Here is a 22,874-nt window from a genome sequence, read left to right as displayed (position 1 = left end):
GCGAAGGGCTGTGTGCGGACTAAGCAATACACGCGTAGCAATAGATAAGTAGCCGATAAACTGCCGGCCGAAGCCTTACGGCCGCTTTATCCTGTTCATTGGCCCAGGGTTTAAACCCTGGGCTACGGAGCGGCTGCCGTTGGTATAGCCGGGCAATGTCAGGCCGCGCGGTTCCCCGACTTCACCTCCGGACCCTGGCTTGATGCGCCACATGCCCGGAATGGCGTTCTGGTGCTCGGCCTGACGTTCCCGAACTTATTTTACCGCTGCACGCCGCGCACGATGACCACCTGGCCGCCTTCCTTGTTCTTGTTGCGGGTTTCGGCAGAGCCGTCGGCGTTCAGGAATTTATCGTCCTGCCAGGTATGGGGGTGCAGGTTCAGCAGGAACGTATTGGGCACGCCCACCAGGTCGGAAATGTCCTGCATGGCGCCATACTCCCAGGAACTGAGGCGCTGGTCGTTGCTCTTGTTGTACTTGGCGTTGAAGGTGGCATCGGTGCGGCGGTGGTTCATTTCCAGCATGGGTTTCAGCTGCTTGCTGCTCATCCCGTACTGCCACACCCGGCCATCGTGCTTGTTGTTGGTGTAATACGAGTCGCCGTCTTCCTGCACGTACACAAAGTCCCGGGTCACGCACAGGTTGTCGGGGTTCACGATGCTGTTGCCGGGGTCGGTGGCACCGTCCACGGCAATTTCCAGCTTGCCTTTCAGCACGTTATCCGCCTGCATGGTCAGCTTGTACACGCGGCCCCACATAGTGAAGCCGGTCACGGGCGTCACCTTGTCCGACTGGCTGACGCCGGTGGCGGTGAAATACACCTCCCGGCCCGCGCCGTTGCCGCCCTTGCGGTAGTCCACGTCCTCCACGCGGGCAAACTGAATGGCGCTCTTGGCTACGGTTTGCGCGGCAATCTGGGCCCCGGTCAGGGTTTTGGCGTTTTCGATTTCCACGAATTCCACGTCGTACTGCTGGCCGGCAACCATGCTCGTTTCAATTGGGTCGGCGCTGGTGCGCTTGAGCACGTAGAGCTTGCCGTTGTCCAGGTCGCCCACGGTATTGCTCACGTAGGCAATCAGCTGGCCAGCCCCTACCCGGCTGCTTTCGTCCTCGCCAATGAGGATGACGGTTTTGCCGGGGAAGGCATCTTTGGGCAGTGGTACCGCGTTTTCCATCGAGCCCTTGCCCAGGGCCGGCTTCATGCGGGTGCGGTCCTTCTTGTTCACGGCCCCCAGCGGGTCGAGGGCGTGCACCATGCTTTCGCCGTCGGTTTCGCCGGCGGTCAGGAACATCGGGCCGAAACCGTGTTCCTCGGGCGTGGCCAGCGTGGCCGAGCACAGCCGGAAGTTGCCCCCGTCGCCATCCAGAATATATTCGCCCTTCGTGGGTTTGAAGGTTTTGTCGAGGTATACCCGCGACACCGAGAACATGATTTCGTGGTTGTTGATGAGGATGTAGCCCTCCCCGTTCGGGTTCTTTAGCAGCCCCGAGCCATCGGGCTGGGCCCCGAAGATGAAGTTAGGCGACTCCGGCAGTACATCGTCGGAGCTGATGAGGGGCAGGATTTCCAGGCTCTCGAAACCGGGCAGGGCCTTTACCAGGGCCGGGTTTACGGAGTGGGCCTTCAGCTCTACCTCAGAAGTAGGGTTCGATTCGGTTTCGGAGTCGTTGCAGGCCCCCAGCAGGGCCAGTAGCAGCAGGGCTGGCAGCTTGGGCACAAAGGCGTAGCGGTTAGGATACATCGGCAGGAAAGAGGTTGGTGAAATGATGCCGCAAAGGACTTGGCGGGGCGTTATTCCAGCGTTACGCCGTCGTTATCGAACTGCTACTTTCCCGCTGGCAACATCTGGTTCTGATAATATTTACGCAACGTGCTACCCCTCGCCCAACCGCTCGGCTGTCGGAGCTATTCCGCAGCTCATTCCAAACGACTTCACAATCAAAAACGCCCCGACTGCAACCAGCCAGGGCGTTTGTCCATTTGTAGAAACGCCTATTAGCGTCTCTCCTTCACCTACCGCACTACCAGTTTGGAGCTGGCCCCATCCTCGGCGCGCAGCACGTACACGCCCGGCGCGAGACCGGCGGTTTCCAGCCGGGTGGCCTGGCGCAAAGTGCGTACCGGTCGGCCCAGCGCATCGTGCAGCGTGCCCGATACGGGGCGGCTCAGCTGCACCCGGCCCTGCGTGGGGTTCGGGTACAGCTGCAGCGGCGCGGCGTGGCGGGCGGCGGCCGTGGCCGTTACGGTGCCGCGCGTCTGGATGCCGTACACCGATACCGTGCTGCTTACCTCGTTGGCAAGCAGCAGCAGCGGCTGACCGGTGGGGCTGTTCGGGGCCGAAATAAACACGAGGCCCTCGGGGCCCTGGTCGCCGGTGCCGGCCGTGAGGCTGCGGTTGTTCACGTACTGCACCAGCTTGGGGCTGGCGGGGTCGTTCACGTTGAACACGGCCACGCCCCCAATGCGCTCCAGCGACACAAACGCGTACGTCGTGTCCCGAATCAGGCCGGTCGTTACGCCCTCAGGCTCGGGGCCTTTGTCGTCGGAGCGGTTCTTGCGGGCGGGGGTGCCGGTGGTGTTGCTGGCGTTGAAGATGGCCCCGTACGTGGCATCGGTGCTGGTCAGGCGCTCCAGCAGGTCGCCGCTGTCGTGGACCAGGGCCCCGGAGGCAGCGTTGAAAATGCTGAACGAGCGGCCCCCGAAGGCGTAGATTTCATCGAAGTCCCCGTCGCCGTCGGTGTCGCCCAGCTTGTTGGTGACGTTGAGGCGGCCCAGGGCCTGGGCGTTCTTGAGCAGCGCCGCCTGCGGGAAGCGCGTGGCGTCGAGCACGTACCCGGCGTCGCTGAGGCGCACGGCTTCGGTCAGGGCCGAGTACTCGCGGGCGTCGCCCTCATTGGCCGTAATCAGGTAGCGCTGGCCGGCTACTTCAAACGTGGCCAGGGCATCGGGCAGGCGCATGCCCTTAATGGGCCAGTTAGCCAGCAGCACGTCCGACGTCTGGTCGGAAGCATCCAGCGCGAAACCTGCCTGCGCATGATCCTGGTAGCCCACCGGCCGCAGGGCCGTGAACGTATATGGTTTGGTCGTCAGGTCCAGGGTAGCAATGGTGTTGTTTTCCTGCAGCGTGATGTAGGCCGTCTGGGAGTTGGCCGCCACGGCCACGTACTCGGGCTCGAAATCCTGGGCCACGGTGCTGGGTGCGGCAGCCGTGCCACCATAAATGCGGATGCCCTGCTGGCGCAGCGCGGCGGCCTGCCCATTGTAGCCCGTAAAGCCCACGGTGGTCACGCTGGCCTGCGTTACGCCCGCCACGCCGCCGCTGTAGTCAATCACCGACACCGAGCCCTCGGGGTCCACGGAGTAGTCCGACTTCGGCTCACCCTCGTTGGCGGTGAGAATGAGCTGGCCGTTAGGCGAGAAGGTAATCATATCGGGCAGGGCCCCTACCGTCACCTGCTTGAGAAACGCTCCGTTCTGATCAAAAAACACCACCGAGCCGTTCTGCTGGGGGTCGGTATTTTCGATGGCGCAGGCTACCACGCCGCCTCGCACCGCCACCGAGTTGATGCCGCCATAAGGCTTGATGTCAATGGAAGCCACGGCCGTCAGCCCACCGGCCGCACCCAGGCCCAGAATATCGAGCTTCCCCCCGATGGAGTTGGCCACGTATAGGCGCTGGGTGCTGGGGTCATGGGCTACAATTTCGGCCGAGTTGGTACCGGCCGCGCCGTTCTGGTACGAGCCCAGGCGGTTGAGCGTGAGGTTACGCGTTTGGGTAGGCGCGGCGCTTTCGTTGTCCTTGATATACACCAGCACCTCCGTCGCGCCGGCCGTGAGCGTAGCGTTAGTGGGGTTCTGCAGGCGCAGCGTGAAGTACTCCGCGCCTTCGGTCAGGGCATCATCCGTAATCGGGATAGTCAGCGTCTGCGTCCCGTTGGCAATGGCCGGGAACGTGAGGGTCTGCGTGGCGGCGTAGGCGAAATCCTGGCCGGCGGTGGCAGTACCCAGGCCGGGCACCAGGGCCAGCTCCACGGTGGTAGCCGTGGTAGCCGAAGGGTTGGTGATGCTCACCGGAATGCTCACGGTACCCGCGTTTTCATTTACCACGACCGTAGCTGAGGCCAGGCTGAGCGTGGGCACCACCACGGGAGGCGTGCCAGTGGAGCGGCCCAGCTCCACCTCGTCCCAGGCAGCCCAGTCGTCGTTGCCGTTCTGCTTGGCGGCCAGGCGCAGCCGGACGTGGGTGGCGGTGGCGGGCATGGCCACGGTTACCGTCTGATAGGCACGGGTGTCTTTGCTGAGCTGGGTGTAGGTTTTGGGAGCGGGCCAGCTGGTGCCGTTGTCGAAGGCCACGGCGTAGGCCAGGGAGTCGGAAGCATCGAAGCCATTGCTGAAGAATTTAAACGACACCTGATTGGCGGCCGTAGCGCCGGTCTGGATGGCCACCGGCGTGAAATCCAGGTAGTGCCACACGGCCAGGTCGTTGGTGACGGGGTTCTGCAAATCCTGCATACCCCAGAGCAGCGCCCCGGCGGACGGCGCGGCCTGCACGCTGCTGCTGCCGGTGGTGCCCACAGTGGCTACCGGCGCCCAGATATCGGTGAGGCTGGGGAAGTTGTAAGTGGCCGGCGTGGCAATAAAGCCCCACGTATCGGTGGCGGAGCTTTCAAAGCCCTGCCGCAGACTTTGCGCGGCCGCCGGCGCGGTGCAGGCCGTCAGCAGAAACAGACCGATTTTCGGGCCGGAAAGTAATAGTGGGCGCATCCAGAGAAAGGTTAGTGAAGGAATGCGCCAAAGCTACCGGGACACTGTTAGGCCGGGGTTACGAGACAGTTACCGAATCGTGAAGGCCGGTTTGCTCCGCCTCGGCTTCTCAGCGCGGCAGCCGAACCTGCTCCCCCGTCAGAAACCGCCCGTACCAGTGGCCGGAGTCCTTGATCGTGCGCCGCTGGGTTTCATAATCGACATGTACCAGGCCAAAGCGGGGCGCGTAGCCCTCGGCCCACTCGAAATTATCGGTGAACGACCAGGCGAAGTAGCCCTCGACGGGAACTCCCTCCTGCCGGGCCCGCAGCACCTGCCCGATGCAGGCCTGCAGGTAGGCCTGCCGGGCCACGTCGGGCACTTGGCCTGACAGGTTGGGCTGGTCGGGGAAGGCCGCGCCGTTTTCGGTGACCAGCAGGCGGGGTGCGTTGGGGTAGGCGGCAAACTGCCGCAGCATATGGTAGAGGCTTTCGGGATACACCTCCCAGCCCATGTCCGTGAACGGCACGCCCCGGGCGGCGGCGCCCACCAGTCGCGCCCACAGCAGCGGCACGTAGGGAGCATGCTGCACTACTTCGCGGGTATAGTTCTGCACGCCTAGAAAGTCGAAAGCGAAGGGCAGCCGGTCTTCGTCGCCGGGCTGGTGGTAGCGGTCCAGCCAGCTGAGCAGGGGCAGATCGGCCACGGGGTAGCCCAGGCCCAGGGCCGGCTCCACGAAGAGGCGGTTCAACAAGGCATCGGCGCGGCGGGTGGCGCGCTCGTCCCGGGCCAGCCCAGGCCGGGCGGGTGTGAGGTAGGAACAGGAAAACGTGGTACCGATGCGGGCCGTGGCGGGCAGGGACGCGCGCAGAGCCCGGCCCCCTTCCGCCTGGGCCAGCGTGGCGTGGTGGGTGGCCGCCAGAAACCCGCCCAGACTCCGCCGGCCCGGCGCGTGCACGCCCAGCAGGTGGCCGGCCCCGGTAAACACCATTGGCTCGTTGAGGACCATCCAGTGCTGCACCCGGTCACCGAGCCGAGCGGCCAGCAGTTCCACGTAATCCGTAAACCAGCCCACTATGCTGCGGTTGGTCCACCCGCCCAGCTGTTGCAGTGCCAGGGGCAGGTCCCAGTGGTAGGCCGTGAGCCAGGGGGTAATGCCGCGCCCGAGGCAGCCGTCTACCAACCGGTCATAAAAATCTATTCCCTTTTGGTTAATCCCTCCTTTCCCAGCCGGCAAAACCCGCGTCCAGGCCACTGAAAAGCGAAAATCGCTTATACCCATTTGGTTTAATAGGTCTAGATCCTGCGGCCAGCGGTGGTAAAAGTCGGCCGAAATTTCAGCCGTTTCACCTCGCTTAATCCTACCCCGACGGCGCACAAACGCATCCCAGATACTGGGACCTTTGCCGTCAGTGTTCCAGGCGCCCTCCGTCTGGTAAGCCGCCGCCGATACGCCCCACCGGAAGTCTGCCCCAAAGTCGGAACGAGAAAAAGCAACTGGTGTGGAAGCAGGATAAAAAGCCGGAGGAAGCATGAGCACTGGTGAGGTAGAGAACAGATAGCCGGCAGCACATGGCCGGGGCGGGCGGCTACTGGCATACGCAGCCCCGGCAGTTCAGATGGCCGGCCCATCACCCCCAGAAATCCGCCCCGGCCCCTTTCACCACTTCCCCTCCCGCTACCCGGCCTGACTCCAGCAGCAGTTTGTTCAGGATGCTGACCGTCTCATCGGGGTACTCCACGGCAACGGGGCGGCCGTATTGCAGCCAGTGGTCGAGGACGGCCAGCGACTTGTCTTTGAGATTACGCACTACCGGCACCCCCATGTGGGCCAGGGCCGCCGCGTTGCAGGCCTGTTCGTATTGCTGTTTCATGGGCACTACCAGCAGCTTTTTCCCGAGGTACAATGCCTCCGCCGGGGTTTCGAAGCCGGCTCCGCACAGGACGCCCGCGCTCCGGGCCAAGCTATCGGTGAAGGCGGCTCCGCTGACCGGGCGCACCCGCACGTTGCCGTGCTCCGACTCCTGCCGGCTGTGCTTGCTGAACACTTCCCAGCGCACCGTGCGGCTGAGGTAGCGCAGCCGGCTGACCAGGGTAGCTTCATCAAAAGCGGGCAGATACACGGTGTAATGGCTTTCGTGGCGGGCCGTAAGCTCGCGCACCTGCCGCCGGATAACGGGCGTGTGGATGTGCGGCTCGTAGGGCTGAAAATGAAAGCCGTAGTGCCGGGTAGCCGGCGCGTAGTGACGCAGCACGGCCCGGCCCACCGGGTCGGGCACACGGGGCTCGGGGGCATATTCGCTCAGCACCGCGGCCTGATGGCTCAGGGCCACGCAGGGCACGCCGCGCCGCCGGCACGCCCACGCCGAAACCGGCTCGAAGTCACTTATCACCAAGTCGTACATCTCCACCGGCAAGTCGCGCAACTCGCACAGAAACGCCTTGGAGTTGAGCTGCCAGAAAGTTTTTACGAAGTTGATGCCCCCCTTCTTCCCAAAAACAAAGCCCAGCCCGTGGCACCGGTAGCGGACGGAAAAGGGCAGTTCAATATCGGCCGGCGGGCCGCTCACCAGCACATCTACCCGTTCGGCCCGCTGCTGCAGCAGTGGTACAATATCCAGGGCCCGGCTCAGATGCCCGTTGCCGGTACCCTGAATGGCATATAGTATGCGCATGAAGTGAAGATTGGCAGTTGTTCTTGTTGGATAGTGCCCCGACCGGCCCGTCTGAACCGCGCGCTTAGCTCATCCCGATTTCGCGCAGCAAATCGGCCAGCAGCGCGGCGGCCGGGGCATCGGCGGCGGCATCCTCCGCGTCGGGTTCGGTAGGTTCCGGGGGCTGGGGCTGCTGCATGCGGGGGTCGTCGTGGTAGCGGTAGAGCTGCCAGCCGGCCGCGGCCGTGTACTCCAGGGCCGTCAGGTTTTCCACCCAGTCGCCGGAGTTCAGGTAGGTCACCGGGCCCTGCGGTGTGTGCAGCTCCTTGATTTCGGGGCAGTGAATGTGGCCGCAGGCCACGTAGCGGTAGCCCCGGTCGGCCGCAATGGCAGCGGCCGTCTGCTCAAAGTCGCTTATCAGGCTTACGGCACTCTTCACGCGGTCCTTCACCACCTTCGACAAAGCCACCCGGGGCCGGCCCAGGCTGGTAAGCCCCCAGTTCACGAGGCGGTTGAGCAGAATCAGCAGGTCGTAGCCGTGACTGCCGAGACGGGCCAGCCACCGCGAATGACGCATAGTAACGTCGAATACGTCGCCGTGAAACAACCAGGTACGGCCGTGGGGCAACTCCAGCACCAGCTTGTTATCGATGCGCAGGGCCCCGAGCCGGGTGCCGGCAAACTTGCGCAGCAGCTCGTCGTGGTTGCCGGTGAGGTAATGGATCCGGGTTCCCTTGGCGGCCAGACTGGCCAGGTAGCGCACTACCCGCATATGGGCGGCGGGCCAGTAGCTCTTGCTGAACTGCCAGATATCCACAATGTCCCCGTTGAGGACCAGTTCCCGGGGCCGCACGCTTTTGAGGTAGCGCAGCAGCTCGGGGGCGTGGCAGCCGTAGGTACCCAAGTGCACGTCGGAAATCACGCACACGTCGAGGCGGCGCTTTGCGGGTTTCTGCTTCATCGAAGGGGGCAAAGGACCATCAGGCGGCCCGCGGAAACAGTCGTTCTACTTGAAGCCTTGCTTACAGCGCCGGGCGGGCCGAAAATGACGTCCGGGGCCGCACCCGACGGCTACCCGGGAGCTTTTTGTCATCGGTGGCGGCGTGGTTGAAGTGGAAAGGCAGCCGCAGCGCCCCCACGGAGCGCAGCAGGTAGGCCAGCACCAGGGCCAGCTGAAACAGCCGGTAGGCTACCGCGCGCACCACTTGGTGGGCCAGTGGGAAAACAATCGGAGTCCGCATGATTTTCAGCAGTTTAATCCACTGCAAAGAACCGCCCGGCACATGACGCGGGCGTTACCGGCGGATTACGGTATCGTCAATTCCGGCCGGGCGGGCGCTGCTTAATCAGCCGGCTGCCGCGTCCCGTCGAACCCCGTGGCCCGTTGGCCGAAACCGGTGGCAGCGGCCGGGGTATTCCGTATCTTTGCCAGACCGGAATCCGGCCTTCACCCTCTAGTTGCTTTTATCACTCCCTATGAAGAAATTTTTCCTCCTCGCCGTTCTGTTTCTGGGTGCCCTGGCAGCCTCCGCGCAGTACATGCCCGGCAAGCCCCGCAAAAAATACACCTTCCCCAGAAAGGACGAGGAAAGCCCCTACGTACTCAACGTCACGAAAAACACCGATGAGGATGCCGAGGTGGATGCCTGCGTAACCCGCGTGGCTTACCGCCCCTACAGCGAACTGCTCACCGAAATCAATGAGCTCAAGCGCATGAACAGCTGGGCCGATACTACTTACCAGCGCCGCTTTACGCAACTGCCCGCCGGCGGCCAGCTTACCGTGACAATGTACCGTCGGGGAGCCGCCAATGCTGACCCCGCCTACCTGAGCCTGGTGGCCAAGGACAAGGAGGGCAAAGAGGTATTAAACGTCCCCGGCCTGACTGCCGGTAACGGCCGCTTCTGGAACCGCGACCTGTACATGAGCAAGCGCGTTATTCCCTTCGTGAAAGTCGAGACGCCCCAGGACATCACCCTGACTATCAACGACGCCAAAACCAAGCAAAACTTCGAGTACATCGTGAAGGCGGAGTAGCTTTTAGCTATACGACCAACTGAGCAGGCCCTGACTTCTACCGAAGTCAGGGCCTGCCTGCGTACAATCCGGAGCTAGTTTGCGGCTTCCCGCAGGCGGGCCCACTGTACTGCCACCAGCGTTTTGGCGTCCTCGAAGCGCGCCTGCCCCAGCTCCTCGGCAGTGAAGGACACGGCTTCGATTTTCTCGTTTTCCTCGGCCAGGCCGCCGCCCTGGCCCGACTGGTGGCTGACTTCGGCGTAGAATACGGTAATGACTTCCGAGCTGGTGCCGGGCGAGGGCAGCATGCGGGTAATGCGCTCCAGGCGGTCCACGTCGTAGCCCAGCTCCTCGTGAATCTCGCGGCGGATGGCTGCTTCGGGCTCCTCGTCGCCGTCCACCATGCCGGCGGCCAGCTCCACAATTTCGTCCTCGGGCCCGATGCGATACTGGCGGGTGAGGATGTACTGGCGGGTGCCGGTATGGTACACCAGCGCCGCCACGGCCGTACCGGGCTCAAACCGCTCCCGCCGCAGCACATCGGGGCCGTCCTGCACCTGCAATACGCTGAGTTTGTAGTGGCCGTCGAAGGCTATTTTTCGCTCGATGATCTGCATAAGGTAAAAGAGGAAATAGGTTCTTTAGCGGCCAAGGTAGGCGGATTTTGCGGCTGACGCCCACCGGTGGCAACCGGCAACTCCGCCCGGGCCGGCAGTCTCCGGGACGGAAGCGGGGGCTTTACCGTAAAAAACCCGACCTTTGCGGGCTCTTATATAGCTGTGCCATTTTCGCTGCCTCTGGGGCAGCCGCTTTTTTTTTCTAGATGTCGTTCGACGAACTCAACCTGATTGAGCCCATCCTTAGCGCTTTGCGCGAGGAAGGCTATGTTACCCCCACGCCCATTCAGCAGCAGGCCATTCCGCAGGTGCTGGAAGGCCACGACCTGCTGGGCATTGCCCAGACGGGCACCGGCAAAACGGCCGCTTTCACCGTTCCTATTCTTCAGATTCTGCACCAGACGGCTCAGGTAGAGCGCCACGCGCCCGGCCGCATCCGTTGCCTGGTGCTCACGCCTACCCGCGAGCTGGCTATTCAGATCGGCGAAAGTTTTCAGGCCTACGGCCGTCATTTGCCCAAGTTGCGCTCCACCGTCATCTTCGGCGGCGTGGGCCAGCACCCGCAGGTGCAGATTCTTAAGCGCGGCGTGGAAGTGCTCATTGCCACCCCCGGCCGTTTGCTCGACCTCATGAACCAGGGCTTTATCGACCTGCGCAACATTGAGGTGTTTGTGCTGGACGAAGCCGACCGCATGCTGGACATGGGCTTCATCCACGACATCAAGCGGATTCTACCCAAGCTGCCCAAGCAGCGCCAGACGCTGTTCTTCTCGGCCACCATGCCCGGCCAGATTCAGGACTTGGCCGATACCATTCTGCGCCCCAACCCGGTTAAAGTAGCCGTAACGCCCGTGTCGAGCACGGCCGATACCGTGACCCAGGCCGTGTACATGGTGGAGAAAAACGACAAGGCCGACTTGCTGGAGCACGTATTGCAGGACAAGAACATCCGCCGGGTGCTCGTGTTCACGCGCACCAAGCACGGGGCCGATAAGGTGGTCCGCACGCTGGAAAAGGCCGGCATCGGGGCGGAGGCCATCCACGGCAATAAGTCGCAGAACCACCGCCAGCGCGCCCTCAGCAACTTCAAAGCTGGCGCGACGCGCGTGCTAGTGGCCACCGATATTGCCGCCCGCGGCATCGACGTGGACGAGCTGACCCACGTTATCAACTACGAAATCCCCAACGAGCCGGAGTCGTACGTGCACCGTATTGGCCGCACCGGCCGCGCCGGGGCCAACGGCACCGCCCTCTCCTTCTGCGACGACGAGGAGCGCGCCTACTTCCAGGACATCCAGAAGCTCATCCGCCGCCAGATTCCGGTGGTGCAGAATCATCCGTACACCTCCAGCGCCGTGGCACCGGTACCGCTGTCAGGCGGTCCGGCCATTAAGCGCCCGAAAGGTCCGGCCGGTCGGCCGGCCCGGCCGGGTCGGGGCCAGCAGCCCGCAGGCTCAGGCCGGCCGGAAGGCCAGCGCAGCCAGGGCGGTCAGGGCGGCAGTGGCCGTAGTGAGCGGCCTAGCGGCAACTCAGGGCGGGAAGGGCAGCGCGGCGGCCACGCGGCAGCTGGCCGGCCGGCTGGCACCTCCCATCCGGAAGGCGGCAGTGCCGGTGGTTCCAGCCGGGGCGGCCAGCGCCGCTTCCGGGGCGGCGGCAACCGCTAGGGCTCCCAGACAGGTTCCGGCGCTTCCGCGCTTCCCCTGAACAGCACGTAACAAAAACGCCCCGGCCGGTTGGTCGGGGCATTTTGCGTTGAGTGGGTTTGCAGCCGGGGCCTAAACATTCCGGGCCGGCTGTTGCTTACTTGCACAGATGCCCCGTGGGCAGTTTTCACCTACTTTGTTTGGTTATGGCACAACGCACGCTTCCCGTTATTCAGGCCCTGCGCGACACGGCCCATCGTCTCAGCAGCCAAGCTCCATATCAGTGGGGCCACATGGGCAGCTGTAACTGCGGCCACCTGGCCCAGACCGTTACCCGGCTTACCAAGGCTGAAATTCATGCCCGGGCCATGGAGCGCTACGGCGACTGGGAGCGGCAGCTCACTGATTACTGCCCCACCAGCGGCCTACCCATTGATGCCACTATTGATGAGATGCTGGCCCTAGGATTCACCCGCCAGGACCTGACGCACCTGGAGCGCCTCTCCGACCCCACCATCCGCGCCACCATTCCCTTTGAGCGCCGGAACGCCCTGCGCCACAACCAGCGCGATGATGTGGTGCTGTACCTGCGCACCTGGGCCGACCTGCTGGAAGGCGAGCTGCTGGCCGGCATCCAGCTCCCGACCCTGCTGCCGAAACCGTCCCCACAGTTGGCCCTGGCCCTTTAGCTGCTACCAGCCACCCATACACAAAAGCCCCGCCGGCCTGCTGCCGACGGGGCTTTTGTGTGTCAGGGCCAACCGGAGCCGGGGAACCTGCCTAGTAGTTTACGTTGCTGCGCTGCGCCTCGCGGTAGCCCTCGGGGCGGTGGCTGCGCTTATAGGCCGCGTCGGCGTTGGGGTCCTTCTCCGCGTCGGGAGCTTGCGAGCAGGACGACAGGATTAAGGAAGCGCCAGCGGCGAGCAGGAAAAGCAGACGAAAGTTTTTCATGGCCCAAAGGTACGCACCACCCCGAATCCGGGCAAGTACTCCCCCAGCTTCCTGCCGACAATTAGCGCCTTGCGAAAAGTCATACATATGTAACCACAGATAGGCAAGCTTTACTCCTTCCCGCATCAGTTTACAACTCTATACTTCAGCTACTGTCGCCAGAGCACAACTAGCTATCAGTATCGATGCCCTACACATGTAAATAGTCTGTGCGGAGCTAGTCATTCGGCAGGCAGCCCAGGCTACCTGCCTTTGCGCCTTCCCCGCCCCCTGCGCCACCACTCCAAAGCTGCTGAGGCTAAAAGATGGATTTTTTCTTTGGCATTTATCGTAGGCAAGGCTACTGCAATAAATTTAGCAAAGCAGCCCGCTTACCCACCTCATTTTTAGCCCTTGCAGGCCCTTTCGACCATTTTGATTATTCCGTCATACCAACACTTGACTTCTCACTCTGTTACCCTAAACTCACAGTCCACATATATATTTACAAACATCTGAAGAACAGCAATTTAATTTATTTATTATTCATACAATCACAATTGCTTTAGCAGGAAAACCATTGTTACTATGCTCAGTCATACTACCTCATATAAGCCCCCTAAATAGACGGTTAAAGCCAGTAGGTCAACCGAAGCACCAGAAACTCGACTGATAGCCTGCCAAATTGCATCTAACCAACAAACAACCGAGAAATACAAACCATTGGCCGGGAATTTCACCCGGTTCACCGAGTCAGGACGCCGCTTCTGGCTGATAATCAGCAAACGTGCCGTCTTGGTAGAAGATAACGATGCGGCGGATGCCCTTGCCTGGCGTCGCCAGACTACGCGCTATATCGGCTCCCGCAGGTGGTAGAGGCATTGCAAATTGAGCGACTGGCACGCTAACTTCCTGTCCGTCAGCCAACAGCACAGATTTTTTTTCAGCAGAAATTGCTACAGGCGCTGGTGCGGGCATTTCCAGAGGCCCCGGAGGCGGAGGCGGTACTACGGCCGCCTCCGGTCTGACTGGCAAAACTTCAGCTGTTGCCTCAGTAAACCCGACCGGCGTTACAGGGACTATCTGTGGCGTATGTGGCCCCGCAAGGCTCTCCTGTGGGGCTTCTGCGGGCCTCTGGCCCTCTGTAACCGTTGAGCGCCCCCGGGAAGGGGCTGAATCGGACTCAGCCGGGCTACGGGCCGCCAGCATCGGCCCCTCGCCATTCAGTAGCCAACGGAGCGACAGATCGGGGAAAGCCCCCACAATTTTCTGCACCACCTCCAGGCTGGGCTTGTTACGCCCACTCAGGATATGGCTCACAATAGGCCGCGACACCCCAATGGTATCAGCAAACTGGGTAGGGCTAAGCTGACGCGCTGTGAGCAGCGTCCGAATCCGGTCAAGCATGGGTATAGAGGTTATTTACAAATGTACCATTATCTAAACTGACCCTTACACTCTCTTATTCATGTTGCCAATTGTAAACATAGTTTGCCTAAACTTTATTTGGGTTTACAATTGATAACAACAGCCTGCAGATTCATCTTCCCAATACAATTGTAAATTCGGCTTTATGGGTTGCATGCTTCTTGCCTGGGAACTGTGACTGTCTGACCCAATCGAATTTTTGGGCTGTAGAGCCCCCTACTTACAGAGCGTTGTCGGTACATCGTATGGGGCTGCTTTCTTACCGGCAGGCAGGTGGGCGTAGCCATATCACCAGACAAACAAATTACCCGACAAACGGCCCCGATGGCGGGACATCTTCGGAGCGAACGACTATTGCGTCATGTCAGTCCAGCACATTCCTACCACGCGTCCTTACTCCCTTCGGGCTGCCGTTGTATCATCCACCATCTGCTCACACACCGATCTGCTGGCCGTAAGCAACGGCATCACGTGGCAATCATACAACATCAGGGTTACGCGCCTACCAGCACTTCTTATAACGCTATAATGCGTCAGGCCCCCACCTACCCGGCCCGGGGGCAGGTAAGTGGGAGCCTGAAATAGTCTTCGGCCGAAGCCGATTCGCGCTTGGAAAACTAGTTGAAGTACTCCTTGGCCAGGGCCTTGTCGTGGCCGTAGATATCGTCGCGGAAGTGGACCTTACCGGCTTCGTCTACCCAGGTAGTGAAATACACCAGATACACGGGCAGCTTCTCGGGCAGGGTTACGTACTTCTCGCGGCGGCCGGCAATGGTATCCATAATGGCGGTCCGGTCCCAGTCGGGCTTGTCACGCAGCAGGTATTCAGCCAGCTTGATGGGCTCGGCTACCCGTACGCAGCCATGGCTGAAGCCGCGCTTGGTCTGGCTGAACAGCTCGTCGTGGGGGGTGTCGTGGAGGTAGATATCGTTCGAGTTCGGGAAGATAAACTTCACGTCACCCAAGTCGTTTTTGGGGCCGGGCCGGCGGCGCAGGGTGTACTTCCAGGTCTTCTGGCTCACGTTGGCCCAGTCGATGCTATTGGGGTCAATGGGGGTAGCTTTAGCCCCCCATCCTTTCACCACTTCCATATCGAGGCGGTCGAGCGTGGCTTGCGCATTGGCCACCAGCTTCGGGCGCAGCTCCTTGTCGATGATGCTGAAGGGCACGTTCCAGTAAGGAGCCAGTACCACAAATTCCATCTTGTCGCTGAAGACCGGCGTGGCGTTGAGCGTCTTGCCCACGATGACCGGCATGGTGAATTTCTCCTTGTTTTCTTCCACCACATGCAGGGTGTACTCCGGAATGTTCACAAGCAGATAATTCGGCTCGAACTTCTTCGGAATCCAGCGCCAGCGTTCCATGTTCAGAGTAATCTGATCGATGCGCTGGGCCACTGAAACATTGAGCAGACGTAATGTCTCGCCGGTTACGATACCGTCCTGTTTCAGCCCGTTCATGGCCTGAAACTCTTTCACGGCAGCTACCAGCTCGGCGTCGTATACCTGTGCAACCGGAGCGGCAGGGGCGGCCGGCGTACCGGGGCTGTTGGCCACGGCAACGGCCGGCGTACCAGCCGTCGGAGCGGCGGCATCAGGGCCCAGCAGGCGGGTCCGCAGTGTGGCTACGGCCGCCGAAGTGGCGCCCGGCTTCAAGCGGGTAGTGGCGGGCAACACCGGCCAGCCGCCGTTGCGCTGAATGGCGCGGTAGTCGGCCAAAGCCTTTTTCAGCCGGTCATATTCGGGGTGCAAGGGTTCAAAATCATAGTATCCGTAGGTGCTTTCCCGCTCCTTAAGGATGGTCATCAGCGCCTTGTGCAGCTTGATTTTGTTGCGCTTCACGTTCCAGTCAATGGCCTTCACGGCGCGCGGATCTACCGTGCCCCGGTAAAAGTCGGAAGCATAGTTGAAGTAGGTCCCCGACAGTGCTACATCGATTTCCTTTTCCAGCGTATTACGCTTGGTAGAGTCGCCCTGAGCGGCATCCAGGTCTTTGAAAAGCTGTTCGAAATCCTTGGTTTTATACTCCTTAGGATCCAGCCCTTCGTCGGCAGCTTTGTTGATAACCCCAAGCAGGGTGCGGGCCTGTGGTACAAGCTCGTGGTTGCGGAACCAGCCAAGCCGGAAGTCCCGCTCCCGGTAAAATTTCTTGGCCCACTCAGTCTGGTCCTTGAATTTGGGCTCGGTGCTCATGTACTTTACAATGTACACGCTGTCGAGCTTGGGTTGGGCACCGCCGGCTTTGGTGAGGCCGCCGGGCAGGGCTTCCTTCAGTTGTGCCTTCTGGTCCTGGCTGCACGACACCACGGAGGTGCACAGCAGCAGGCCCAGCAGCCAGCAACAGAAAGTGGTAAGAAAAGAAGGACGATGGAATTCGTTCATGCGGGGTGGTCGGGAGAAGAATCAATAAAACGGTTTCTGACGAGCGGCAGCCACGGGGCCGGCGCAGTCAGGGCGTTGTACTGATTTCGGTACGGCGGAGTTGCCAGTATCGGTGCTTCTTGCCCAACGCCGCAAGTTAGACGTTTTGCCCCGAGTATTTCCCATCCCTGCCGGGGCCTTTTACCGTACCCCAGAGCCCAGACGGCAATTGTTACTTTTGCCCAACCCCATACGCGCCGCCACCGGGTGGCCCCCCTCCTGCCTTTCGCAATGATGTCCAACCTGCTTTTCCCCGCCGACCCGCACAGCCACGCCCGCCCCGCCGAGGCCAGCGTGCATCACCTACTGCTCGACCTGACGGTTGATTTTACGCAACAGATTCTGCGGGGCTCCGCTACCTGGCAGCTGCGCCGGTCCGCAGCCACCGCCCAGGAGTTGATCCTCGATGTGCGCGGTCTGCAAATCGACGCCGTGCTACTGGACGGGCCGACCGGTACGCCGACTACCTTCCACTTCGGCCCCCACGACGCGGTGCTGGGACAGGCCCTGCACATTCAACTTCTTCCCGACACTACCGCTGTCAGCATCCGGTACCAGACCGCACCCGACGCGGCCGCGCTGCAATGGCTCAGCCCGGAGCAGACGGCCGGCCGCCAGCAGCCGTTTCTGTTTACCCAGTCCCAGGCTATCCTGGCCCGCACCTGGATTCCGTGTCAGGACTCGCCGGGGGTGCGCTTCACCTACGAGGCCCGCGTAGAGGTACCCGCCCATCTGCTGCCGCTGATGAGTGCCGAGAACCCGCAGCAGCTCGACCCCAGCGGCATCTACCACTTCCGCATGACCCAGCCCATTCCCGCGTACCTTATGGCCCTGGCGGTGGGTGCGGTGGAATTCCGGCCGCTGAGTCCGCGTACGGGCGTGTATGCCGAACCCATCACGCTGCCCATCGCGGCCAGTGAGTTCGAAGACCTGGAGCAGATGGTAACCACGGCCGAAGACCTGTATGGCCCCTACCGCTGGGAACGGTACGATTTGCTGGTGCTCCCACCCTCTTTTCCGTTTGGGGGCATGGAAAACCCGCGCTTAACTTTTGTAACGCCTACTATCCTGGCCGGTGACCGGAGCCTGACAAGCCTGGTGGCCCACGAGCTGGCCCACTCCTGGAGCGGCAACCTGGTGACCAACGCCACCTGGAATGACTTCTGGCTGAACGAGGGCTTCACCGTGTACTTCGAGCGGCGCATTATGGAGCAGCTCTATGGCAAGCCGTACGCGGATATGCTGCAGGCGCTGGGCCACTCTGCCCTGCTCCACACCGTGCAGGAGCTGGGTGCCACCAGCCCGGACACGCACCTGCTGCTGAACCTGGCCGGCCGCGACCCGGACGAGGGCCTCAACGAAATTGCGTACGAGAAGGGCGACTACCTGCTTCTTACGCTGGAGCATTTGGTAGGACGCGCCGCCCTCGACACCTTTATAAAGGAATACTTTGCCCGGCACAGTTTCCAGAGCATGGACACGGCCTCGTTCCTTACCTACCTGCGCCAGGAGCTTCTCGACAAACATCCGGGCCTGGCAGAGCGGATACAACTCGATGCCTGGATCAACGGCCCCGGAATTCCGGCCGTAGCTCCGCCGGTTTCCTCCGAGCGGTTTGCGGCGGTTGAGAAAGCACAGCGCGCCTGGCAAAGCGGCACCCCGGCCCCGGCGCTGGCCACTGCTGACTGGAGCAGTCACGAATGGGTGCATTTCCTGCACGGGCTGCCGGCTACCTTAAGCCCGGCCCAACTCGCGGAGCTGGATGCAGCCTTCGGTTTCACGCAGTCGGGCAACGCGGAAATCCTGGCCGCCTGGTTCCCGCATACTATTGCCACCGGCTACTCCCCGGCCGATGAGGCACTCCATCAGTTTCTCACGCGGGTGGGTAGGCGCAAGTTTCTGGTGCCGCTGTACCGGGCCCTGCTGGCCACGCCCGACGGGCTGGCCCGTGCCCGGCAGCTCTATGCCGAGGCTCGCCCCAACTACCACGCCGTGGCAACCGTTACCTTCGACGCGCTGTTGGGCCGCCCCACCAAGTAAGTCGCGCCGTTCGACCGACGCGGGCCAAGTAATCGGGACGGATTTTGTTGCTTCGGTATGGCCCCTGATATTACCGCCCGAAACCCCGGCCAGGGTTGGTCGGTTGTTCTTTCTTTTCGTCTGAAAACGCCCGCGTGGCCCGAACCTTGCTTGCGGGTTCCCCATCGGAGCGGCCGGTGCTCTGCCGTTTAACGGACCAGACCGAGCCGCCACGCGCTTTTTCGTTTGTTTGCTTATGCTGATTTCTGCCTTGAAAAATCAAAAACCGCTCGGTAAGCTCATTGCCATTGGAGGCAACGAGGACAAGGGTACCTACCCCAACCCGCGCACTAAAAAGAAATACTACCTCAACTTTTTTGAGCTGGGCATTCTCAAGCGCGTGATTCTGGAATCGGGAAAAGAGGACCCTACCATCGAAGTCATCACCACCGCCTCCATGATTCCGGAGGAAGTGGCGCGCGTCTATATTTCCTCGTTCACGATGCTCAACTGCAACAACGTGAACATTATGAACATCCGCACCCGCGAGGAAGCGCTGGACCCGCAGTATGTGGAGCGCCTCACCCGGGCCGATATTGTGATGTTCTCGGGTGGCAATCAGTCGCGCCTCACCCAAATGTTTGGCGAAACGGAGTTTTTGCGCACGCTCAAGCAACGGTACTACAACACGCCGAACTTTATCATTGCAGGCACCTCGGCCGGGGCCGTGGCTATGTCGAAGACAATGATCAAGGGCGGCAGCGTACCCGATGCCCTGATGAAAGGTGCCGTGAAGATGGGCACCGGCCTGGGCCTGATTGACAGCGTGGTGATTGACTCGCACTTTGTGAAGCGCGGCCGTTTTGGCCGGCTCATTGAGGCGGTGGCGCTGCATCCCAAGCTCATCGGCATCGGCCTGGGTGAGGATACGGGCGTGCTCATCACCGAGGGCAACCAGCTCGAAACCATCGGCTCCAACCTGGTCATTATCATGGACGGCCATAAGCTGGAGCACAACAACGCCGCCGCCGCCAAAAAAGGTGAGGCCATTTCCATCGAGAGCATGCAGCTACACGTCCTCGTCAAGAGCAACCTCTACGACATCACCCAGCGCGAATTCTACCCCGACCTGAAGCTCCGCCAGCAGGCAGCCGAATCGACGCTGCTTACGGCCGGCCAGGGTGCCAACGAGCCCGCTCCGGCTGGCTAAGCCATTTTACCCAAATAGATAAAAACCCTCTTTTCAGACCGAAAGAGGGTTTTTTTCCTTTATACAAATGAGAAACAAACAACCTCAAACGGCGCAAGCAAGAACAATCCCATTCGCCGGCATTTACTCCTTATATATATAGCCGCCGAGAATACCTGATCGGCCTTATTTGTAGATAGCCACGAATGGGCCCGTATCGGCGGAGGTGAGGCTGGCGCGGTACATACCTTCGGAGTTGAAAGGCAGGGCCACGTTGCCGGCCGCGTCCACGGCTACCAGGCCGCCTTCGCCACCTATGGGAGCCAGCTTCTCGTGCACCACCACCCGGCAGGCCTCGGCCAATGATAGGCCCCGATATTCCATAAGGCAGCTGATATCATGCGCCACCACGGCCCGCAGGAAAAACTCACCGTGACCGGTGCAGCTGATGGCGCAGGTCCGGTCATCCGCAAAGGTGCCGCTCCCGATGATGGGCGAGTCGCCGATGCGGGAGTATTGCTTGTTGGTCATGCCGCCGGTGCTGGTAGCAGCAGCCAGATGGCCGTGCTGGTCGCGGGCCACCGCCCCTACCGTGCCCATTTTCTTTTTCGGGTCCTCATCGGGCAGGGCCTGGGAGTGGTCGAGGCGCATGCGACCTTCCTGCAGGGCCTCCTGCAGCTGGTCGAAGCGGTGCTGAGTGAAGAAATACTCCGGCGCCTGCATAGGCAGGTTATGCAGGCGGGCCAGCTCGTCGGCCCCGGGCCAGGCCAGCAGCACATGTTCGGTTTGCTCCATCACAAGGCGGGCGGCCCGAATGGGATTCTGCACGGCGCGGGCCCCAGCCACGGCCCCGGCCGCCCGGTTACGGCCATCCATAATTGCGGCGTCCATCTCGTGGTGGCCCTCGTGGGTGAATACCGCGCCACGGCCGGCATTGAACAGGGGGCAGTCTTCGAGGCTGCGCACGGCCTGCTCCACGGCATCAAGGGCGGGGCCGCCCTGGCGCAGCACCGCCGTGCCCGCCTCCAGGGCTGCCAGCAGGGCGCGCTGATAAGCCTGCTCCTTGTCGGGGGTCATCAGGGCGGGCGAAATGGTACCGGCACCGCCGTGCAAGGCCAAAGCGAAGGAAGCAGTCATGGGTAGAAAAAAGTGGTGGGTGGGCAAAAACGCAAGGCAAAGGTAGTCAGGCCACCGGCCCCAAACGGCGGCCCGCAGCCCGAACTAACCGCGTTTTTTTTCGTAGGTTTGGTTTACTGTTTTCAACTCCCCAAACATATTCAACCTTATGGCTTACGAAGCTACCGGCCGCCTGCACGAAATTTTCGACGAACAGCAGGTGAGCGAAAAATTCCGCAAGCGCGAGTTCGTGCTGGAGGTCGTAGACGGCCAGTATCCCGAGCATATCAAGTTCCAGCTGGTACAGGATAAAACCGCGCTTATCGACCCCTACAAAATTGGCGACGAGGTAAAAATCTCCTTCAACCTGCGGGGTCGTGGGTTCAACAAGAACGGCCAGATGTTGTACTTCACCAACCTCGAAGCCTGGCGCATTGAGTCGGGCACGGGCGCTGCCGCGGCTCCTCAGGGTGGTGGCTACCAGCAGGCGGCTCCCCGCGCTGCTGCTGCTCCGGCTCAGAATTCGAACCCAAATCTGCGTGCTTCGGCCGCTCCGATTGCTTCGGACGACGACAACGACCTGCCTTTCTAATTCATGGGGCCAACTACCGCCACTGGCGGACAGTGCACGGCTCTGTTGATTTTCGTTTCGCAAAAAGCCGCTTCCGAATTTCGGAAGCGGCTTTTTGATGGATTACCCGCTCTATGCATACACTCCAACAACTACGGGCCGGGAAACTGGCCGGGGCCACCCGGCTGGACCTGGCGGAAGGACTTACGGAATTTCCCCGGGAAATTTTTGCGCTGGCCGATACGCTCGAAGTTCTAAACCTGTCGGGTAATGCGTTATCGGAGCTGCCGACGGACCTGGGGCGGCTACGTCGGCTGCGGATTCTGTTCTGCTCCGATAACCGCTTCACCCACGTGCCGGAAGTGCTGGGCCAATGCCTGGCTCTGGAAATGGTGGGCTTCAAGGCCAACCAGATCCGGACGCTGCCCGGCCCGGCCCTGCCGCCAATGCTGCGCTGGCTTATTCTGACCGATAACCAACTGGAGGCCCTGCCGCCGGAGCTTGGGCAGTGCCGTCAGCTGCAGAAGCTGATGCTGGCCGGCAACCGGCTGCGGGAGCTGCCGCCGGAAATGGCCCACTGCCACAACCTGGAGTTGCTGCGCCTGGCCGCCAATCAACTAACGACGCTACCCGACTGGCTATTGCGCCTGCCCCGCCTTACCTGGCTGGCCTACGCGGGCAACCCATGCAGCCGGCATGCCGAAGAGGCAGCCCTGCTACGCTCACCGATTATTCCCATTGCGTGGTCTGAGTTGGCGCTTCAGGGCGTGTTAGGGGAAGGCGCATCGGGCGTTATTTACCAGGCCCACTGGCAGCGGCCGGCCCTACCTCCTACCCCGGTGGCGGTGAAGCTGTTTAAAGGTGCAGTCACCTCCGATGGATTGCCACACAGCGAAATGGTGGCCTGCATCAGTGCCGGCACCCACCCGCACCTCATTGCCGTAGCCGGAAAAATAACCGGCCACCCCACCGAAGCGGAAGGCCTGGTTATGGAGTTGATTTCGCCGGACTTCCGGAACCTGGCCGGCCCGCCAAGCTTCCGGACCTGCACCCGCGACGTGTACCCCGCCGGTACTACCTTCTCGCTGGCGGCTGTGCTGCGCATTGCCCGAGGCATTGCGGCGGCGGCGGCACACCTGCACACTCAGGGCATTCTGCACGGCGACTTGTACGCCCACAATATTCTCGTTACTCCCGACGGCAGCAGCCTGCTCGGTGATTTTGGGGCAGCCAGTTTCTTTACCCCAACTGAAGCTGCAACGGCCCGGGCGCTGCAACAGCTGGAAGTCCGGGCGTTTGCCTGTTTGCTGGAGGAGCTGCTGGATCATTGCTCACCTGCCGCCACCGAACAGCTGGGGGCCGAGCTACGGGCACTGCAGCACCAATGCGCCCAACCCGAGGCGGCGGCCCGGCCGTTGTTTACCGAAATCGGGGAACAGCTGCGGGCCTTGCATCGGGCGTAAGTTCCGGCGGCCGGCCCAACCATTGGGTCCCTGGCTGCGTCTGTAGATTATCTTAATCGTGAAT

At 61.6% G+C, this 22,874-nt stretch carries 18 protein-coding genes; 7 read left to right on the top strand and 11 right to left on the bottom strand.

The annotated features are described in order from the left end of the window. Positions 1–260 precede the first annotated feature (260 nt). From EI293_RS08845 to EI293_RS08820, 6 genes are all read right to left on the bottom strand, one after another. On the bottom strand, positions 261–1,742 hold the full coding sequence (locus EI293_RS08845; RefSeq protein ID WP_125436765.1) for a PhoX family protein: 1,482 nt from the start codon (positions 1,740–1,742) through the stop codon (positions 261–263). A gap of 272 nt (positions 1,743–2,014) precedes the next feature. Beyond that, a complete protein-coding gene (locus EI293_RS08840; protein ID WP_125436764.1) occupies positions 2,015–4,765 on the bottom strand; it encodes a choice-of-anchor I family protein in 2,751 nt (916 codons plus the stop codon). Positions 4,766–4,874: 109 nt separating this feature from the next. Beyond that, positions 4,875–6,278: a GH1 family beta-glucosidase gene (locus tag EI293_RS08835; RefSeq protein ID WP_125436763.1), complete on the bottom strand. Its 1,404-nt coding sequence runs from the start codon at positions 6,276–6,278 to the stop codon at positions 4,875–4,877. A gap of 97 nt (positions 6,279–6,375) precedes the next feature. After that, entirely contained in the window at positions 6,376–7,419 is a 1,044-nt protein-coding gene (locus tag EI293_RS08830; RefSeq protein ID WP_125436762.1) for a glycosyltransferase family protein, read from the bottom strand. Between the two features lie 64 nt (positions 7,420–7,483). Further along, on the bottom strand, positions 7,484–8,359 hold the full coding sequence (locus EI293_RS08825; protein WP_125436761.1) for a UDP-2,3-diacylglucosamine diphosphatase: 876 nt from the start codon (positions 8,357–8,359) through the stop codon (positions 7,484–7,486). A 61-nt stretch (positions 8,360–8,420) separates the two neighbouring features. Further along, a complete protein-coding gene (locus EI293_RS08820) occupies positions 8,421–8,639 on the bottom strand; it encodes a hypothetical protein (RefSeq protein ID WP_125436760.1) in 219 nt (72 codons plus the stop codon). A gap of 235 nt (positions 8,640–8,874) precedes the next feature. Here EI293_RS08820 and EI293_RS08815 point away from each other — a divergent pair, with 235 nt between their 5' ends. After that, positions 8,875–9,435 (top strand): hypothetical protein, encoded by a 561-nt coding sequence (locus EI293_RS08815; RefSeq protein WP_125436759.1) that lies wholly within the window; start codon positions 8,875–8,877, stop codon positions 9,433–9,435. A 74-nt stretch (positions 9,436–9,509) separates the two neighbouring features. Here EI293_RS08815 and EI293_RS08810 read toward each other — a convergent pair whose 3' ends face one another. After that, positions 9,510–10,031, bottom strand: coding sequence for an NUDIX domain-containing protein (locus EI293_RS08810; protein WP_125436758.1), 522 nt, complete (start codon positions 10,029–10,031; stop codon positions 9,510–9,512). Between the two features lie 206 nt (positions 10,032–10,237). Here EI293_RS08810 and EI293_RS08805 point away from each other — a divergent pair, with 206 nt between their 5' ends. Together EI293_RS08805 and EI293_RS08800 are read left to right on the top strand one after the other, a co-directional pair. Further along, complete coding sequence (locus EI293_RS08805) at positions 10,238–11,695, top strand: DEAD/DEAH box helicase (RefSeq protein ID WP_125436757.1); 1,458 nt, start codon at positions 10,238–10,240, stop codon at positions 11,693–11,695. 185 nt (positions 11,696–11,880) lie between these two features. Further along, entirely contained in the window at positions 11,881–12,363 is a 483-nt protein-coding gene (locus tag EI293_RS08800) for a hypothetical protein (protein WP_125436756.1), read from the top strand. Positions 12,364–12,454: 91 nt separating this feature from the next. On the opposite strand, the gene EI293_RS22080 is transcribed toward EI293_RS08800, so the two are convergent. From EI293_RS22080 to EI293_RS08790, 3 genes are all read right to left on the bottom strand, one after another. Further along, positions 12,455–12,625: a hypothetical protein gene (locus EI293_RS22080; RefSeq protein ID WP_170170315.1), complete on the bottom strand. Its 171-nt coding sequence runs from the start codon at positions 12,623–12,625 to the stop codon at positions 12,455–12,457. A gap of 732 nt (positions 12,626–13,357) precedes the next feature. Next, complete coding sequence (locus tag EI293_RS22635) at positions 13,358–14,011, bottom strand: helix-turn-helix domain-containing protein (RefSeq protein WP_125436755.1); 654 nt, start codon at positions 14,009–14,011, stop codon at positions 13,358–13,360. A gap of 638 nt (positions 14,012–14,649) precedes the next feature. Then, positions 14,650–16,413, bottom strand: coding sequence for a L,D-transpeptidase family protein (locus EI293_RS08790; protein WP_125436754.1), 1,764 nt, complete (start codon positions 16,411–16,413; stop codon positions 14,650–14,652). Between the two features lie 273 nt (positions 16,414–16,686). On the opposite strand from EI293_RS08790, the gene EI293_RS08785 reads away from it, so the two are divergent. Together EI293_RS08785 and EI293_RS08780 are read left to right on the top strand one after the other, a co-directional pair. Then, positions 16,687–18,492, top strand: coding sequence for a M1 family metallopeptidase (locus tag EI293_RS08785; RefSeq protein ID WP_125436753.1), 1,806 nt, complete (start codon positions 16,687–16,689; stop codon positions 18,490–18,492). Between the two features lie 250 nt (positions 18,493–18,742). Continuing rightward, a complete protein-coding gene (locus EI293_RS08780) occupies positions 18,743–19,681 on the top strand; it encodes a cyanophycinase (protein ID WP_125436752.1) in 939 nt (312 codons plus the stop codon). Positions 19,682–19,846: 165 nt separating this feature from the next. Here the strand turns inward: EI293_RS08780 and EI293_RS08775 are convergent, their stop codons facing one another. Then, positions 19,847–20,797, bottom strand: a complete 951-nt coding sequence (locus EI293_RS08775; protein WP_125436751.1) for an isoaspartyl peptidase/L-asparaginase family protein — start codon at positions 20,795–20,797, stop codon at positions 19,847–19,849. A gap of 148 nt (positions 20,798–20,945) precedes the next feature. Here EI293_RS08775 and EI293_RS08770 point away from each other — a divergent pair, with 148 nt between their 5' ends. Both EI293_RS08770 and EI293_RS08765 read left to right on the top strand, forming a co-directional pair. Beyond that, positions 20,946–21,368 carry a DUF3127 domain-containing protein gene (locus EI293_RS08770; RefSeq protein ID WP_044002328.1) on the top strand — a complete coding sequence of 141 codons (423 nt, stop codon included), beginning with the start codon at positions 20,946–20,948 and terminating at the stop codon, positions 21,366–21,368. Between the two features lie 113 nt (positions 21,369–21,481). Next, complete coding sequence (locus EI293_RS08765; protein ID WP_125436750.1) at positions 21,482–22,810, top strand: leucine-rich repeat-containing protein kinase family protein; 1,329 nt, start codon at positions 21,482–21,484, stop codon at positions 22,808–22,810. The last annotated feature ends 64 nt before the right edge of the window (positions 22,811–22,874 follow it).

The sequence above is a fragment of the Hymenobacter perfusus genome (assembly GCF_003944765.1).
Taxonomy (GTDB): domain Bacteria; phylum Bacteroidota; class Bacteroidia; order Cytophagales; family Hymenobacteraceae; genus Hymenobacter; species Hymenobacter perfusus.
The sequence above is the reverse complement of the archived record's forward strand: the minus strand, read 5'-3'. Positions and strand labels throughout refer to the sequence as shown.

What these genes read in the sequence shown, in the direction of transcription:
- EI293_RS08845 (WP_125436765.1), bottom strand. Translation starts at nt 1,742, where the DNA reads ATGTATCCTAACCGCTACGCCTTTGTGCCCAAGCTGCCAGCCCTGCTG.
- EI293_RS08840 (WP_125436764.1), bottom strand. Translation starts at nt 4,765, where the DNA reads ATGCGCCCACTATTACTTTCCGGCCCGAAAATCGGTCTGTTTCTGCTG.
- EI293_RS08835 (WP_125436763.1), bottom strand. Translation starts at nt 6,278, where the DNA reads ATGCTTCCTCCGGCTTTTTATCCTGCTTCCACACCAGTTGCTTTTTCT.
- EI293_RS08830 (WP_125436762.1), bottom strand. Translation starts at nt 7,419, where the DNA reads ATGCGCATACTATATGCCATTCAGGGTACCGGCAACGGGCATCTGAGC.
- EI293_RS08825 (WP_125436761.1), bottom strand. Translation starts at nt 8,359, where the DNA reads ATGAAGCAGAAACCCGCAAAGCGCCGCCTCGACGTGTGCGTGATTTCC.
- EI293_RS08820 (WP_125436760.1), bottom strand. Translation starts at nt 8,639, where the DNA reads ATGCGGACTCCGATTGTTTTCCCACTGGCCCACCAAGTGGTGCGCGCG.
- EI293_RS08815 (WP_125436759.1), top strand. Translation starts at nt 8,875, where the DNA reads ATGAAGAAATTTTTCCTCCTCGCCGTTCTGTTTCTGGGTGCCCTGGCA.
- EI293_RS08810 (WP_125436758.1), bottom strand. Translation starts at nt 10,031, where the DNA reads ATGCAGATCATCGAGCGAAAAATAGCCTTCGACGGCCACTACAAACTC.
- EI293_RS08805 (WP_125436757.1), top strand. Translation starts at nt 10,238, where the DNA reads ATGTCGTTCGACGAACTCAACCTGATTGAGCCCATCCTTAGCGCTTTG.
- EI293_RS08800 (WP_125436756.1), top strand. Translation starts at nt 11,881, where the DNA reads ATGGCACAACGCACGCTTCCCGTTATTCAGGCCCTGCGCGACACGGCC.
- EI293_RS22080 (WP_170170315.1), bottom strand. Translation starts at nt 12,625, where the DNA reads ATGAAAAACTTTCGTCTGCTTTTCCTGCTCGCCGCTGGCGCTTCCTTA.
- EI293_RS22635 (WP_125436755.1), bottom strand. Translation starts at nt 14,011, where the DNA reads ATGCTTGACCGGATTCGGACGCTGCTCACAGCGCGTCAGCTTAGCCCT.
- EI293_RS08790 (WP_125436754.1), bottom strand. Translation starts at nt 16,413, where the DNA reads ATGAACGAATTCCATCGTCCTTCTTTTCTTACCACTTTCTGTTGCTGG.
- EI293_RS08785 (WP_125436753.1), top strand. Translation starts at nt 16,687, where the DNA reads ATGTCCAACCTGCTTTTCCCCGCCGACCCGCACAGCCACGCCCGCCCC.
- EI293_RS08775 (WP_125436751.1), bottom strand. Translation starts at nt 20,797, where the DNA reads ATGACTGCTTCCTTCGCTTTGGCCTTGCACGGCGGTGCCGGTACCATT.
- EI293_RS08770 (WP_044002328.1), top strand. Translation starts at nt 20,946, where the DNA reads ATGGCTTACGAAGCTACCGGCCGCCTGCACGAAATTTTCGACGAACAG.
- EI293_RS08765 (WP_125436750.1), top strand. Translation starts at nt 21,482, where the DNA reads ATGCATACACTCCAACAACTACGGGCCGGGAAACTGGCCGGGGCCACC.